The following is a 15,568-nucleotide window of genomic DNA, read 5'->3' on the forward strand; positions in this document are numbered from 1 at the left end:
GATGGAAAATGGCAAAAACAAAAACTTTAAAAATCAAAAGAAGTCCCGGGGATCAGTTCGTACAGGTACTAATCTATCTGTTTGTGGGCGGTTTTGCACTGATTACCCTGCTTCCATTCGTATATATTGTAGCAGGCTCTTTTGCAACAGAGCGTGAGTTGACGGAACGGGCGTTCTTTTTGTTTCCGCGTACTCTTTCCGTGAATGCGTACCAGTATATTTTTAAGACCGGGGATGCAATTAAGGGGCTTATCAATTCCGCCTTTGTTACCATTGTGGGGGTGATCATCAATATGACGCTTTCCGCTACGCTTGCCTATCCTCTTTCCAGGCCGTATTTCAAGGGAAGAAAATTCTTTACCAATATGGTGATCATCACCATGCTGTTTTCGGGAGGTATGGTCCCTTCCTATATGCTGGTGGCAAATGTCCTGCATTTAAAGAATACCTTCTGGGCCCTGTGGCTTCCGGGAGCAATCAACCCGTTTAATATGATCATCATAAAGAACTATTTCCAGGGACTTCCCATGGAGCTTGAGGAGGCCGCCAGGATGGATGGCTGCAATGACGGGCAGACCTTTGTTAAAATCATTCTGCCGCTTTCCAAGCCGGTGTTAGCAAGCGTTGCTTTGTTTTATGCGGTTACCCACTGGAATTCCTATTTCAATGCTATGATGTATATTTCCGACAGTTCCAAGGAAGTCATCCAGATCGTATTACGAAGGATCATTTTCCTCACCTCCAGTGTGGCAAATGACAGCGGTTTTGAGTGGGGGGCCTTTGGAATGCCGCCGCAGAAGGCAGTAAAGATGGCAACGACTGTGGTTGCCACAGTTCCGATTCTGCTTATTTACCCCTTTGTTCAGAAGTACTTTACGCAGGGCATTATGGTTGGCTCTGTAAAAGGATAAATCAAATTGTAAAAGGAGAGGTGTTATGATGAAAAAAGTATGGAAAAAAGCCATGGCAGTTACTCTTGCCGGCTCTCTGGTGGTTCTTGCGGGGTGTGGGAGCAAAACGACAGGACAGTCCGCAGGGACAGCTTCCGGACAGACGGGGGAAACGTCAGGGGCAGACAGCGGAAAACCAACGATTTCCGTTATGGTACCCCAGTTTTATGGGACGGAGTTAAAGAACGATAACTCGGATGAAGTCATCAGGAGATTTGAAGATTATACGGGTACCCATGTGGAGTGGAGATGGGAAGCCAATGATACGTATAAGGAAAAGTTTGGCCTTGTTTTAATGGATAAGGAAAATATGCCTATGATCGTTACCGGAAACGGGGAACTGACAGCCAATGTGGTGGATGCCGCAAAGAAGGGGGCCTTCTGGGATTTAACAGAGTATTTAAAGGATTCGGATAGCTATCCAAATCTTTCAAAGGCAGATCCCAATGTTTTAAAAGCTGTGACCGTAGACGGAAAAATAATTGCGCTTTACCGTGCCAGGGAGATCGGACGCTATGGGTTCTCTTACCGCACAGACTGGGCGGAAAAAGTAGGAATCACAGAAGAACCTAAGACGGTGGAAGACGTTTACAATATGCTTTATAAATTCACGTATGAAGATCCCGATGGAAATGGAAAGGATGATACCTACGGACTTGAAATGACCAAGTATGTAGGTCCCATTGATATCATACAGACCTGGTTCGGAACCGGAAATAAATGGGTGGAGCAGGACGGAAAGCTGGTTCCGGTCCATCAGACCAAGGAATACCGAGAAGCGCTCAAATGGGTCAAAAAGCTCTATGACGACGGTCTGATCCGTAAGGACTGGGCAACTGTGGATTCCGGTACGTTTGGAGATGCCGTCAAAAAGGGAGAGGCGGGAGCCTTTATTGATGTTATGGACGGAGCCAAGAGAATCTGGAATTACTTTATCCAGAATGATGTAAAATCGGTCGTGGATCCAACAAAGACGGCGACGATGACGCTGGTGGGACCGGTCAATAACACGACTCTTGCAACCAGCGGGTTTAACGGATTCTATCTGATTACAAAGGCAGGTGCCAAAACGGAAGATGACGTAAAGAAGTGCCTTCATTTTTTAGATAAGATGTGTGACGATGAGATGTTAGTCCTTGCTGATTACGGTCTGGAGGGCATTACCTATGATAAGAATGATGCCGGTAAGATCGTTATGAGAAATAAGCTGGAAGTACAGCAGACTCCAAATGTAGGATTAAATTCCGTGGTCGCTTATATTCCCAATCTGACTGCTGGGAATCCGACTCTGGAAAAACTGGAAAGTACTATTGCCCAGGATGAAGCAATTGCGAGGAACAAAAAGGTGGCAGTTTTTAATCCGGCTTTAGGATATCTGGCCAACTCCTCTGTCAATGCAGAAGTCGGTACGGATATCGAGCAGATCATTGATGATGCAAGAACCCAGTACATCTGCGGTCAGATTGATGATGCAGGCTTTGATGCGGCAGCCAAACAGTGGTTAGACCGCGGCGGCGACAGACTGATAAAAGAAATCAATGAATTGTATCAGCAGGATACTGCGAAGTAGTTGATCCTAGGCGGTGCGGTCTCTTGGCAGGGGCTGTGCCGCCATTTTTATGACATAGAAAAAGGATGGAGGAAAACGTGAAACTGCATAATCTAGGGGACAGGCAGAAAACAGGATATACCACCTGGGGCTGCATGTGGCAGCAGGGAGCCTGTAAGAAAGAGACGGGATATGTTCTTAAAAATGATGACGGGAAGTCCGTGCCCATGCAGTCCAGAATTACCGCCTATTGGCCGGATGGAACGGTGAAATGGACCGCCCATACCGCATGTGCCGACGAACTGACAGAGGAAATAGAAGTAATTCCTTTCGAGGAAACGGCTGGGGAAAGAAACGGTGGCAGTAGGGGGCTTTATGTAAAACCGGAGGGAACGGGCTATGTTGTGGAGGCCGGTGGACTTCGGATTCACATTCCCGGACCTGGGGACTGCCTTTTTGATGAGGTATGGGCCGGAGGAATAAAAAGAATCTCCAAAGCCTGTCCGGTTCTGTTATTAGAGGAACCCATAACTTATGCCGGGGCAAAAGGAAGGCTTTTAAAGACTTATCGCGGCGTGGTGGAAGAAGTATCTCTGGATGAGGAAGGCCCTTTGCGGGCAGTCATCAAGTACCGGGGCATCCATGTTTCTTCCACCGGAGAAAGGAAGCTTCCTTTTCTTATCCGAATGTATGTAGGGCTTGACAAAAGGGAACTTTCCTTTACCCATACCTTTTTGTATGACGGAGAGGAAGAAAAAGACTTTTTAAAAGGAATCGGCCTGCAGTTTTTTGTGCCTTTGAAGGGGGCCATGTATCACCGGCATGTGATGTTTGAAGGGGATCATGGGGTATTTCATGAGACCATGGCAGAGCTTCTGACCTGGCGGCCCAGGGTCCCTTTGGAGATATACCATGCCCAGATGAACGGTGAGCGGCTGAACTTAAAAGGGAGCGATAGGGAAGTCGTTGAAACGGTACTGAATGATATGCCTTTTTGGGATGAATACGATCTTTGCCAGGACAGTCCAAGTCATTTCCGGATAAAAAAGAAGACCGCCCTGCCGGACTGCTGCTATTTAGAGTCCCTTCATGGCCGGAGGACTATGGGCGGCGCTGCCTTCGGCGGGGAGAACGGTAGTGTTATATGTTCCCTGCGGGACTTCTGGCAGACCTATCCATCGGGGTATACCTTTCGGGGGCTGACCGGAGAGGAAGCAGAAGCGGTCATCTGGCTGTACAGTCCAGGCGCAGAAGCCATGGATTTCAGACACTATACGGACCGGGGATATAATCAGGTGTACTATGAAGGTTATGATTATAAAGGTGCCACGCCTTACGGCATCGCTTCCACCAGTCAGTATGCCATTGCTTTTTGTGACAGTCTCATTCCGTCGGAGGAAGAACTGTGCAGCTTTTCAAAGGCAGTGTCAAACCCGGCCCAATATGTGGGAACCCCGGAATTTTACCATGAGCACCGGGCATTCGGCTACTGGTCCTTGCCGTCCAGGGAAACAGAAATGGAGTGCTGGCTGGAGGAGCAGCTTGACCGGGCCGTTGATTTTTACCGGGGGGAAGTGGAACAGAGGAATTGGTACGGGCTGTTTAACTACGGGGATTTCATGCATACCTATGACATGGAACGCCATCAATGGCGCTATGATATGGGCGGGTATGCCTGGGATAATACGGAACTGGTGCCGACTTTGTGGCTGTGGCTCGCATTCTTACGGTCGGGCCGGCCGGAGATCTTTGCTCTTGCCGAGAAGCTGACCCGTCATGCATCCGAAGTGGATGTGTATCATATGGGCAAGTACAAAGGCCTTGGTTCCCGCCACAATGTGCGCCACTGGGGCTGCCCCTGTAAGGAAGCCCGGATCGCCATGGCTGCCCATCACCGGTATTATTACTACATGACAGGGGATTACCGGCTGGAGGATATTTTTGATGAATTAAAGGATAATGAACAAACTTTTCTCTATAAAGATCCTTTGGCAGACTTTTATAAAAAGGAAGAGATGGTTTATCAAAGTCATGCCAGAAGCGGCCCTGACTGGTCCTCCCTCTGCGCCAACTGGATGACTCAGTGGGAGAGATTTTGGGATGACCGGTATTTAAAGAAAATCCAGGCCGGTATGGAGGATATTAAAAATGCCCCGTTAAAGCTCCTGTCAGGACCCGATTTTGAATTTGACCCTGAAACTGTCCATCTGCGTTATATCGGTGAGCGGGCAGCCGGAGGAACGCATTTGCAGATCTGTATGGGCGCTCCCCAGATCTTTATGGAAATGGCCGACTTGATCGGAGATGAAGAGTGGAAGCAGATGATGGCGGAATACGGCCGATTCTATTTCCTTTTGCGGGAGCAGCAGGTAAAAGAGTCCGGAGGGCTAATTGGAGACAGGGAGTTTTCCCTGCCTTTTATGGCGGCGGCTATGGGCGCTTACGGGGCGTGGTATTTAAAAAATGACGATCTGGCAAAGACGACCTGGTGCCATCTGCTCCATGCACTTCTTTGTGAAGAAAATCACAATGGTTTTCGCATCACCAAGCTTAGCAGCAAGGGAAACCAGGAGGAACTTTCAGAGATTCCGTGGATCAGCACCAATTTTACGGCCCAGTGGTGTTTGAATGTTATCTGCGTTTTGGATTTTATAAAAGAGCAGCTTCCCAAGGATTTAAAAGAAGCGGATGAGCTGGTGGCAGCCATGCCTTCAGACAGCTTTAGAAAGGCATAGAACCAGAAAGACGGAGGAAAAACATGATAAAAATAATATCTTTAACCAGGGAAGGGGTCACCATTGCCTGGGAAATCAAACAGGGTGCAAAAGCATCCAGGGTCTATTGGTCTGACCGGGAAACCGAGGGGGAAAATTACCGGCTGATGGCGGAAATTCCGGCCCATGAAACACAGCAGTTCCATTTAAATAAGGCTCCCTCCATTCCTCATTATTTCCGGGTTTGCCCGGTATTGGAAGACGGGAAATGTGAAGAAGCTGAGACGCTTGTGACTCCGGTCCGATTCTTTTTGGAGGAACAGTTAGAGACTCTTAACCGGGGGCTGGTGGCAGTAGAAACAAGAAACGGGATATTTTTAAGCTGGCGATTTTTTCTGACCGAAGTGACCGGATATGAGGAAACGGGAAAAAGACTGACCGGAGCAAACTTTATGGTGTACCGGGACGGAAAGCCGGTCGGCTATGTTACGGACAGCACCAACTACTTAGACCCGGATGGAAACCGGGAGTCAAGCTATCAGGTGGCAGCCGTATTAAACGGGGAGGAAGATAAAGCCTGTGAACCGGTGACCGTATGGGATGGGGGATATCTGGATCTTCCCCTTAAAAAACCGGACCCAGGTGTGACTCCGGCGGGAGAAGTCTACACCTATTCAGCCAACGACATGTCTGTGGGTGATGTGGATGGAGACGGAGATTATGAATTCCTTGTCAAATGGGACCCTTCCAATTCCCAGGACGTCTCCATCAAAGGATATACGGGCCAGTGCTATATCGACTGCTATAAGCTTGACGGAACCCTCTTGTGGCGGTTAAATCTGGGACCCAATATCCGGGCCGGTGCCCATTATACCCAATTTATGTGCTATGACTTTAACGGAGACGGGAAAGCGGAAATGGCGCTTAAAACTGCTCCGGGAACCCGTATGACCCGGTATGGAGCGGATGGAAAAGAACTGGAAACGTATTATATCACCATGCCGGAAGAAGATTTGGAAGCTGGATACAGCCATGAGGATTCCTATGTATGCAGCTCAGAAACCTACCGTCTCCATCTGGTGGAAACCTTCCGTACCTGGCAGGATCACCCGGAGGTCCGGGCGGGGCGCTGGCCAAAGACCTTGGAAGAATGTTTTCAGATACCGCCAATGGCAGCATATCCGTTGAATCAGGAGGATGCAGAGCGTCTGGTGGATTATTTTCTGGATGTTTATGCTCCTTCCAAAAATCCCAGAAACAGACTCCGGGAATTTGAAGGCTTTATTTATAAAGGACCGGAGTATTTGACCATGTTTTCGGGAGACGGAAGAGAACTGGAAACCATAAATTTTCCCTTTGACCGGGTGGATGACGGGCTTATGTGGGGAGATTATGCAGGAAAGCGGATAGAGCCCTGCAACCGGGTGGACCGGTTTTTATCTGGGGTCGCCTATCTGGACGGCAGACGGCCCTATCTCATTGTCTGCCGTGGATATTACACCCGGTCAGCCGTTGCTGCCTATCAATTCTTTGAAAACCGGTTGGAGCAGGTATGGTCCGTGGACAGCGGATTTGTGCCCATGAATAATCCCTTTCATGACACGTTGCAGGCAGAAAACGGAACAGATCCGGTCTACGGAGCGTTTGCAGGTCAGGGAAATCATTCCCTTTCCGTCTGTGACGTGGATGGGGACGGATTCATGGAAATCATCTACGGGGGGGCGTGCCTGGACCATGACGGAAGCCTGCTTTACAGCTCCAAAGATAAGCTGCCAAACGGTCAGGCGGCAAAGCTTGGCCATGGAGATGCCATGCACGTGGCAGACATTGACCCCGACCGTCCGGGGTATGAGATCTTCAATGTATTTGAAGGTGCGGAACATGCACCTTACGGCTATGCACTCAGGGATGCGGAAAGCGGACGGGTTTTATTCGGAGAATACGCCCAAAAGGATCTGGGCCGCTGTATGATCGGAGATGTGATTCCAAAAGCCAGAGGACTGCAATGCTGGGTCAACGGGGTGGGCACCTATGACTGCCATGGAACTCTTTTAAAAAAGGAGACACTGGGCACCAATATGTCCATCCGCTGGGCAGGCGATTTAACCACCCAGATCATTGATGGAGAAGATTATTTGAAACAGTCCCCCACCGGAGTGATCAATGATTTTACCCACGGCATCATGCTGGTCCCGGAAAATACAAATACCAATAACGGAACGAAGGGAAATCCCTGTCTGGTGGCTGATATTTTCGGGGATTTCAGGGAAGAGCTTCTGCTGCGTACAAAAGACAGCCGGGCCATCAGGATTTATACCAATCCCCAGGTTACAGACCATAAGCTGTTTACCCTGATGCATGACACCCAGTACCGGTGCGGGGTTGCCTGGCAGAACAACTGCTACAACCAGCCCTGCTATCCAAAGTTTTACTATGCTTCTGATATGGATTTTGGCCGTGTGCTTCCTTATATGAAGCGGAAACCGGTTCTGTTTCTGGCCGGGGATTCCATCAACCAGACCTATCAGGAAGAGGAACGTCCCAGCACCGGCATGGGTGAGAGACTTCTGGAGCATATGGACACCGGCAACCGGTATGAGATCAGCAGACGGGCCGGGTGCCGGTTTTCCAATGAAAGGCGTTATGAAAGCAGACATCTCATCGTGGATAATTGTGCCATGGCAGGCAGGTCCTCAAAAACCTTTTTAGAGGAAGGCCGTCTGGAAGATATAAAAAATCAGATAAGAGAAGGAGATTTTCTTCTCATCCAGTTCGGCCACAACGATGCAGCAGAGGGGAAACCGGAGCGGTATGTCCCAGTTTCAGATTTTCCAAAATATCTGGAAACGTATGCAAAGACCGCCAGGGAAAAGGGCGCGGTGCCGGTTCTCATATCCCCTGTCTGTTTATGTCCATGTGAGGAAAACCGGGAAGGGGAAAAAGGAGAGATCGCAGGAAAGCTGCCCGCATACCGGGAAGCGATGGAGCGGTATGCGAAAAAGGAGGGGATTCCTTTTGTGGATATGTACCGTCTCACGGAGGAATTCTGTGAAAAAGCCGGAGAAGCAGAGGCCAGAAAATTATACAGGAAAGACCTGGTCCATCTGTCGGAATTCGGCGCGGATCAGTATGCCGGCATATTGGCAGACCATTTAAAATCAATTATAATAGAGGAAAACGGGGAGGGATAGCAAATGGGAAAGCTGAACTTTGACAGGGCAGAAATAGAGGATGCCATGGACCGCATCGTGGAACGGACCAAACGAATGGATATGTCCTGGGACTGGCCCTGCGGCGTGGCCTATTACGGCATTGCACAAGCTTATGAGATCACCAAAAAAGAAAGCTACTTGGAGTTTTTAAAGGAACGTGTGGATGAACTGATCCGCCTGGGACTTCCGGCGTGGACGGTGAATACCTGTGCCATGGGCCACTGTCTCCTGACTCTTTATGAAGCCACCAAAGAGGAGTCCTATATGGATATTATACGTTCCAAGGTTGCGTATTTAAGAGAGGAGGCCCTGCGTTTCGGAGATAACGTGCTCCAGCATACGGTATCCGCAGACAATGATTTCCCGGAGCAGTGCTGGGCAGACACGTTATTTATGGCCGCCTTCTTTCTTCTGAGAGTGGGAGTGAAGACAAAAGAGGAAGAAGTGATCAAGGATGCCCTTAATCAGTACTACTGGCATATCCAGTATCTTCAGGATGAGAAAACCGGTTTATGGTATCACGGCTACAACAACATCACCAAAGATCATATGTCCGGCATTTACTGGGGCAGAGCCAACTGCTGGGCTGCCTATACCATGAGCATGGTAGGCCGTATCCTTCCAAAATGCTACTTATATCCCCAGTATTTGGAGATCGTAGGCAGCTTAAATGAGCAGCTTTCCGCCTTAAAGCTGTTACAGACGGAAAACGGCCTTTGGAGAACCATTGTTGATGATGAGGAATCCTATGAGGAACTGTCCGCCTCCGCCGGCATTGCCGCAGCCATGACAATCAAAGGAAATCCTCTCCATATAAAATACATCGAAAAGTCCATACAAGGCGTTTTGTCCCATGTGACAACGGACGGAAGACTGACGGATGTATCGGGAGGAACCGCCGTGATGAAGGACCGGGAGGGGTACCGGAATATTTCAAAAAAATGGATTCAGGGCTGGGGGCAGGGAATGGCTTTGGCATTCTTTGCCGCAGTATTCAATTATGATAACATAACAGGAGATGGGGCATTATGATGGAGCCATTAAAAAATATTTACACATGCTTTCCGGAGGGAAAGCACAAAGTTCTTACCATGAGTTACGATGACGGACGGACGGAAGACAAACGGCTGGTGGATATCTTTAACGCAAATGGCATCAAAGCCACATTCCATGTCAATTCAGGCCTTACAGACAATGAAAACCGTCTGAAGCCGGAGGAATGGAAGGATGTATACAAAGGTCATGAGATTGCCTGCCATACGGTGCTCCACCCGACCATAGCAAGATGTCCGCTCCCACAGGTGGCGTTACAGATATTAGAGGACCGGCGGGCTTTGGAACGTGTTGCCGGTTACCCGGTGAGAGGAATGTCCTATCCCAACGGCTCCTACACAAAGGAAATTGTGGATATGCTTCCGGGGCTTGGCATTGAATACTGCAGAGTCGTAGGGAGCACTGATGATTTTGCCATGCCGGAAAATTACCTGGTGTGGAAATCCACCTGTCATCATAACCATAATTTACTGGAAAATGGAAAACGTTTCGTAGAGCTTTTTAAAACCCAGTATCTCTATATGATGTATGTATGGGGCCACAGCTATGAATTCCCAAGAGATGATAACTGGGAGCTAATGGAAGAATTCTGCAGACTGGTGGGAGGAAGAGATGATATCTGGTATGCCACCAACATTGAGATCGTGGATTATATGAAAGCCGCTGCCAATTTGAAATTTACCATTGACGGGACCACGGTCTGCAATCCATCCGCCATCAGTGTATGGGTGAGCATTGATGGAAGGCAGGTGGAAATTCCAGGAGGTAAGCTGATTGTATTATAAGGCTTTTTCTCCTGAGATTGTCCCAAAAACCAATATCAATTAAAACAAATGAAACGGCTAAAATAGCAACCGGAGCTTGTTTAAGAGTCTTATAACAGGGACCTTAAAGAAGCTCTTTTTTGTGGTGTATGGGCATTACAAATAAATGGAATCTGGTGATATACAAAAACATGGCAGAAAGGACGAGCCAGCAATAGGATTAGGCACTTGATACAGTATGCCTGTAACAATTGAGAAAAATAACGTAGCAGGATTAGAAACAAAATATTTACATATAAGGGACAATATGTTATAAATATAACCATATTATGGAAAGGAAACGAAATTATTATGAACACATTATTGCAAATTCTTCTACTAATTGCAGTTATTGCAATTGTTATGTTTGTTTTTAATCTGTATACCAGCTTATTAGGAAAAATCAGTCAAAACAGCATTAAGAAAAGGATCGCAAAAGGGAAAATCAATGATAAGCAGTTGATGAATCTTTACAAAGCCTCCGAAAGAAGCCGCCGTGGGAAGCTAATGGCAATCTTTTTTTACGGAATCTTTTATAAGTCTTTTCTCAACATGCAGGAAGGCAATTATTTGGTCTACAAAGAAGAGATGGAACGCAGAGGCTTGCTTGAGAGAGCAAGTTAAATTACATAGGAGGGCACAAAAGCTGGTATGCTTTTTGTGCCCTCCTTTTTCTCTGGGGGAAATCATCAACCGCCAAGGGTCTGCTCCAAAAGAATTTTTGTTCCCATAAAAATCAGAATAAGACCTCCGAAGAATTCTGCCTTTGATTTAAACTGTGCTTCAAAGCGGTTTCCCAGTCTGGCACCCAGAGCGGAGAGTACAAAGGAGGTAATTCCAATAAGGATGATTGCCGGTAAGATCTGAACTTTAAGAAAAGAAAAAGTAACACCAACGGCCAAGGCATCTATACTGGTGGCCACGGCCAGCATCAACATCTGTTTTGGATGCAGGGAACTATCTCCGCAGTCATCAAGACCCGGAGAAAAGGCTTCCTTGATCATGTTTAATCCAATACTGCCCAGTAAAATGAAAGCGATCCAGTGGTCAAAGGCATTGATAGCGTCCATGAACTGTGATCCGAGAAGGTAGCCTAAAAAAGGCATACCTGACTGGAAACCGCCAAAATAAAGACCAATGATGAATGCGTTTTTCCAGCTCATTTCTTTCAGGCTTAATCCTTTGCAGACGGCAACGGCAAAGGCATCCATGGATACGCCTGCCGCGATCAGAAACAGTTCAATAAAGTTCATGGGGATTCTCCTTAATTCATAGATAAGTATATGCCTTGGGCAGGAGAGGCTAGAACCCTTTATCCAGATAGTTCTGCACCTGTGTCTTTATTTCTTTCCGTACGGTTTCCAGTCCCATCTCGCCGGACAGCCGGCAAAATTCTTCTATGTATTTGTCCGTATCATCTCCGTAAAGTCCCTCATAAAAGGGGGTAAAATAACGGGAATATAAATCAGTCAGCCGGGATACCTCAACAGCAATGTTTTTCGTATCCAGTGTCCAGCCTGCCAACGGTGAGACTCGATAGCTCCTAAGGTCCGCGGTGTACTCCAGCAGTTTCTTTTCTTTAGGACTAAAGGAGGCGGGGGTACGGCTGAAATTGGGATTCCAGGTCAGTTCATAGGAGGGAATGGAATATTTTAACTTGGGATTGCCCAAAGGAAGGTATTCCTTATCCGAGGTGGCAATCCAGTCATAACCCTCTCTGCCAAGCTCAAAGAGATCCACATTCTCCTGGCTGGAGAAGAGCCAGTCAAGAAAGGACATGGCCTCATCCGCATGTTTGGAATACCAGGGAATACATAAATAATTCCACGCATCCATATTGGAGGGAATGGCACCTGGTTTTAAGTCTGAGGAGTTAAATAGCTCATCTGCGGGAAAGAATCCGCATTCGGCATTCGGAATGAAAGCCTTTAACGTATCGTGAAGATCACTCTGGCTGCTTATGGTTGATTCAAAGGAAGCTGCCTGTCCGGAGAGGAACAGCTCCTTTGAATTGGTCAGAGCCATGCTGTCAGGATGAATGTATTGGTTCCATTGGGCCAGGGTACGGAATTCAGATTTCATAAAGTCATAATTGTATTTTGTATTTAAAGCCGAGAACCTTGCATCGTCATCTCCTAGAAATACCACATCTTCCACTTTCCGCTCATCGGGAGAGAGTACGATATATCCTGGAAACAGGGTATCGGTCCAGCCGTTAATGGGGTAAACATGGTTCTGCATAAGATCAATGGAATGACGGTGGGTGAGAAAAAATCCCCGTTTGCTGGAAGCGAAGGGGTAGATGTCCCTGCTGTCAGCTAACACGGCATCATAATACTTCTGAAGCTCCTCCTGGCTGGTGATTTCATTGAAACCAAGCTTATATTGCTCCAGCAAGTCTTTCCTGTAATAGATGCCTGAAACATCCAGATGTCTTTTGGTAAGGGGAATGCCGTATAATTTTCCGTTAAAGCGGTTGGCATCCAGGTATTCCGGGGGAAAAGCCCGCTTTAAATTGGGGTAAGCATCATTATTAAAGTACTTTTCCAGATCCATATACATTTTGTTTGAGATCTGGGTGCTCATTCCGTTCCATGGTGCGTCAAAGACCAGATCAGCATCTTCAGAAGCATTGAGTCTGGAGGCCAGCTCGTCAGAATAGGTGTAAGGAGGAATGGTCTCAATATTAAGACGCAGGCGGAGCTTATCATAGGAACGGCGGTAAAATTCTTCCAGCACCGGTTCAACATGAGAAACTTCCCCACGGAATAGGATTGTGACCACTTTTTCCTGATCATTTGGAGAGGCATCATTTTTATCATCGCAGCCTGTCAGAAGGCTGCATAAAAATATCAGAAAGAGCAGAAGTTTTGCGGTTCTTTTCATGTCATTTCCTCGTTTCCGGACATTTTCCTGTATTCCTTTACCGTCATTCCAATGCGGGACTTGAACACCGTATAGAAATAACGGTAATCATAGCCGATTAATGCGGCGATTTCTTTTCCGCTTTTATCAGTGGTCTCCAATAATTCCTTTGCCTTTTTCAGACGGATATTTGTGATGTACTCCCCGGGAGATATCTGGTTCATCTCCTTAAATAACGTGCTGGTATAACTGGGAGACAGTCCGATGGATTCTGCAATCATTTCAATGCTTAAATCAGGATTGGAAAAATTTTCATTCATATATTGGACAGCCTGTTTCATAAGGATCACATTTTTATTATGGAGTTCGGAGTTTTTTAACTGGATCAGCACCAGTGCGTAGCTGTATAGGATTTCTTTTACTTCTTCCAGATTGCTGCAGTTATTTACCTGCTGCAGGGTCTGCTGGTAAGTAACGGGGCTTAGATCATCCTGGTGTATGGTTTTTAAGATCTGATTCCAGGTAATCAATAGCTGGGAGACAGCCATATTAATATTATCAATGCTGGTTTCTGCAATCTTTTCCATGAACCGGTCAACCGCCCGTTTCATATTTTCCGTATTCCTTCCACGGATGGCAATCACAGAGGATTTTTCTTCTTCGGAAGGATAATCATAGACCATATGCTCTTTGGCTGCGATCTCTTCGTAAAAGATGATGGAGGAAGCGCCTTTTACCATACGGTAAGATAAAGCGGAAAAAGCCTTTATAAAACTCTTATTAATATCCATAAGGCTTTGGACATACGTTCCGATTCCAAAAGAAGCACTTCGTTTCACGTATTCCATCATGACATCATTGATCTTTTGCAGAGTCAGGCGAATCCATTGTTCTTGTGCCGGTTCCTGGCAGTTAAGAATCAGGAAGACGTAATTGAAGGGAGCTTCGCTGGTGATTACATCGTAACGTTCAGAGAGCAGTTCCTGTGCAATGTTTAATATGGAATAATGGTAGGTGGATATATCCTCTCTCAAGGTCTTTTTTACAATATCATTATAATCATCAAAGGAAATGATGAGGGCTACGAACAATGGTTTGTCAAAGACAATCCCGCAGCTGCTTAATTTATCCCGGCAGATATCCTCAGAGTCATAATCCCCGGAAACAAGATGAAATAAAATCTCACGGCTGTTGACGACAGACAGCTTTTTCACGTCATAATCAAGGCTTTTGATCTGCTGCTTTAAGTGGTTTAGAGTGCTGCCAAGATAATCTAAATCGCTTTGGGGTAGTTGGGATTTATGGGGGTCCGGGATATTGTCTTTTTGCAGTCCGCGGATCATTCCGGCGATGGGGGAGTAAATCTTTCTGGAAAATAATATGGAAAACAACAGTGTGACAATCAGTGTGGCTAAAATAAGTAAAAGTGCTGTATTCCTGATATAGGAAACCTGTGCGTGGATGCCTGATAAAGGGACCGCACTTACAAATATAAACCGCAGTGAAGGTGCCCTCCTGCTGTTTATGATACACTCCTGTCCCTGGAATATCCCCTTCATGGTAATGTCTTTATTCTCGGAAATAATGGCTTTGGATGCCTCACTTTCCTCAATGGATCTGCCGTTTGAGCCAATGTCTTTATTCCATACAATCGTACCGGACTGGGTGATAATATAGATGCCGTCTTTCAACTGTGGTTCCAGTGCGAGCTGGTCCAGGAGCTTTTCCTGGGAAATATTTACGATCAGTGCACCGTCATTCTCATTCTGATTGTTTTTCTGTGTATAAACAAGAGTAATATAATGATAGGTGTATACAGTCCCCAGCCTGGTATAATTTGTGGTTCTGGGGATAAATGCATCGGGAGACATCGGATTATACCGCTTCCAAAGGCTGATTGCATCCTTATCATAGAAAGAATCAATGTCAGAAATATATCCCTGACTGGTATATACCTTATTTGCGTTCCTGTTTATTATATAAGCAGAATCTACACATTTATTGGCATCTGTCATATTTTCCAGCAGCAAAGAGACTTGATATTCTTCAAGGCTTGAAAGGTGATCCGAAAAAAGGGCTTGATTGATGGCCAGTTCTCTTTTCAGGCCGGCAAAATTTTTATAACAGGTGCTTAACGTATTATTGATTGTGATATAGGCCTGATCAATGGAATACTGTGCCGATTTGTTCAAATCGTCAATGGTTTTCTGTGTGAGGAAGGAAGTCAGCAGCAGGGAAAAGGAAATCAGTAAAAATGCGCTGCCAAAGAGAAAAGTAAACATAATATTATAAAAAAAAGATTTGGATTGAATCCTTTTTGTGATTTTTCTGATATACGGTTTCATCTGCCGCCCCCATCTTGTAACTGCGTTTGATTCACTTTTTATCTATTATAGTGTATCTTCCTTTTTTTTCAATAGTA

The 15,568-nt window shown here is 46.4% G+C and carries 10 protein-coding genes; 7 read left to right on the plus strand and 3 right to left on the minus strand.

The window, feature by feature from the left end:
• Nucleotides 1–8 precede the first annotated feature (8 nt).
• The 7 genes from VIG27_RS03330 to VIG27_RS03360 all read left to right on the plus strand — a co-directional run bounded on the left by VIG27_RS03330 (nucleotide 9) and on the right by VIG27_RS03360 (nucleotide 10,905).
• Nucleotides 9–911: a carbohydrate ABC transporter permease gene (locus VIG27_RS03330; RefSeq protein WP_394525190.1), complete on the plus strand. Its 903-nt coding sequence runs from the start codon at nucleotides 9–11 to the stop codon at nucleotides 909–911.
• A 25-nt stretch (nucleotides 912–936) separates the two neighbouring features.
• Nucleotides 937–2,520, plus strand: coding sequence for an ABC transporter substrate-binding protein (locus VIG27_RS03335; RefSeq protein WP_394525191.1), 1,584 nt, complete (start codon nucleotides 937–939; stop codon nucleotides 2,518–2,520).
• Between the two features lie 77 nt (nucleotides 2,521–2,597).
• On the plus strand, nucleotides 2,598–5,234 hold the full coding sequence (locus VIG27_RS03340; protein ID WP_394525192.1) for a hypothetical protein: 2,637 nt from the start codon (nucleotides 2,598–2,600) through the stop codon (nucleotides 5,232–5,234).
• Nucleotides 5,235–5,257: 23 nt separating this feature from the next.
• Nucleotides 5,258–8,404 (plus strand): GDSL-type esterase/lipase family protein, encoded by a 3,147-nt coding sequence (locus VIG27_RS03345; RefSeq protein WP_394525193.1) that lies wholly within the window; start codon nucleotides 5,258–5,260, stop codon nucleotides 8,402–8,404.
• A 3-nt stretch (nucleotides 8,405–8,407) separates the two neighbouring features.
• Entirely contained in the window at nucleotides 8,408–9,457 is a 1,050-nt protein-coding gene (locus VIG27_RS03350) for a glycoside hydrolase family 88/105 protein (RefSeq protein ID WP_394525194.1), read from the plus strand.
• Entirely contained in the window at nucleotides 9,454–10,263 is an 810-nt protein-coding gene (locus tag VIG27_RS03355) for a polysaccharide deacetylase family protein (RefSeq protein ID WP_394525195.1), read from the plus strand. Before VIG27_RS03350 ends, VIG27_RS03355 begins: the two co-directional genes overlap by 4 nt.
• 330 nt (nucleotides 10,264–10,593) lie before the next feature.
• Complete coding sequence (locus VIG27_RS03360) at nucleotides 10,594–10,905, plus strand: hypothetical protein (protein WP_394525196.1); 312 nt, start codon at nucleotides 10,594–10,596, stop codon at nucleotides 10,903–10,905.
• Between the two features lie 65 nt (nucleotides 10,906–10,970).
• Here VIG27_RS03360 and VIG27_RS03365 read toward each other — a convergent pair whose 3' ends face one another.
• From VIG27_RS03365 to VIG27_RS03375, 3 genes are read right to left on the minus strand one after another with little or no spacing between them, the layout of a single operon-like run.
• Complete coding sequence (locus tag VIG27_RS03365; RefSeq protein WP_394525197.1) at nucleotides 10,971–11,534, minus strand: manganese efflux pump MntP family protein; 564 nt, start codon at nucleotides 11,532–11,534, stop codon at nucleotides 10,971–10,973.
• A gap of 49 nt (nucleotides 11,535–11,583) precedes the next feature.
• Entirely contained in the window at nucleotides 11,584–13,167 is a 1,584-nt protein-coding gene (locus tag VIG27_RS03370; RefSeq protein WP_394525198.1) for an ABC transporter substrate-binding protein, read from the minus strand.
• A complete protein-coding gene (locus VIG27_RS03375) occupies nucleotides 13,164–15,491 on the minus strand; it encodes an AraC family transcriptional regulator (RefSeq protein WP_394525200.1) in 2,328 nt (775 codons plus the stop codon). Before VIG27_RS03375 ends, VIG27_RS03370 begins: the two co-directional genes overlap by 4 nt.
• Nucleotides 15,492–15,568: the final 77 nt, after the last annotated feature.

The sequence above is a fragment of the Lacrimispora sinapis genome, assembly GCF_043633585.1.
Taxonomy (GTDB): Bacteria; Bacillota; Clostridia; order Lachnospirales; family Lachnospiraceae; genus Lacrimispora; species Lacrimispora sinapis.

What these genes read in the sequence shown, in the direction of transcription:
- VIG27_RS03345 (WP_394525193.1), top strand. Translation starts at nt 5,258, where the DNA reads ATGATAAAAATAATATCTTTAACCAGGGAAGGGGTCACCATTGCCTGG.
- VIG27_RS03350 (WP_394525194.1), top strand. Translation starts at nt 8,408, where the DNA reads ATGGGAAAGCTGAACTTTGACAGGGCAGAAATAGAGGATGCCATGGAC.
- VIG27_RS03360 (WP_394525196.1), top strand. Translation starts at nt 10,594, where the DNA reads ATGAACACATTATTGCAAATTCTTCTACTAATTGCAGTTATTGCAATT.
- VIG27_RS03335 (WP_394525191.1), top strand. Translation starts at nt 937, where the DNA reads ATGATGAAAAAAGTATGGAAAAAAGCCATGGCAGTTACTCTTGCCGGC.
- VIG27_RS03375 (WP_394525200.1), bottom strand. Translation starts at nt 15,491, where the DNA reads ATGAAACCGTATATCAGAAAAATCACAAAAAGGATTCAATCCAAATCT.
- VIG27_RS03370 (WP_394525198.1), bottom strand. Translation starts at nt 13,167, where the DNA reads ATGAAAAGAACCGCAAAACTTCTGCTCTTTCTGATATTTTTATGCAGC.
- VIG27_RS03355 (WP_394525195.1), top strand. Translation starts at nt 9,454, where the DNA reads ATGATGGAGCCATTAAAAAATATTTACACATGCTTTCCGGAGGGAAAG.
- VIG27_RS03330 (WP_394525190.1), top strand. Translation starts at nt 9, where the DNA reads ATGGCAAAAACAAAAACTTTAAAAATCAAAAGAAGTCCCGGGGATCAG.
- VIG27_RS03365 (WP_394525197.1), bottom strand. Translation starts at nt 11,534, where the DNA reads ATGAACTTTATTGAACTGTTTCTGATCGCGGCAGGCGTATCCATGGAT.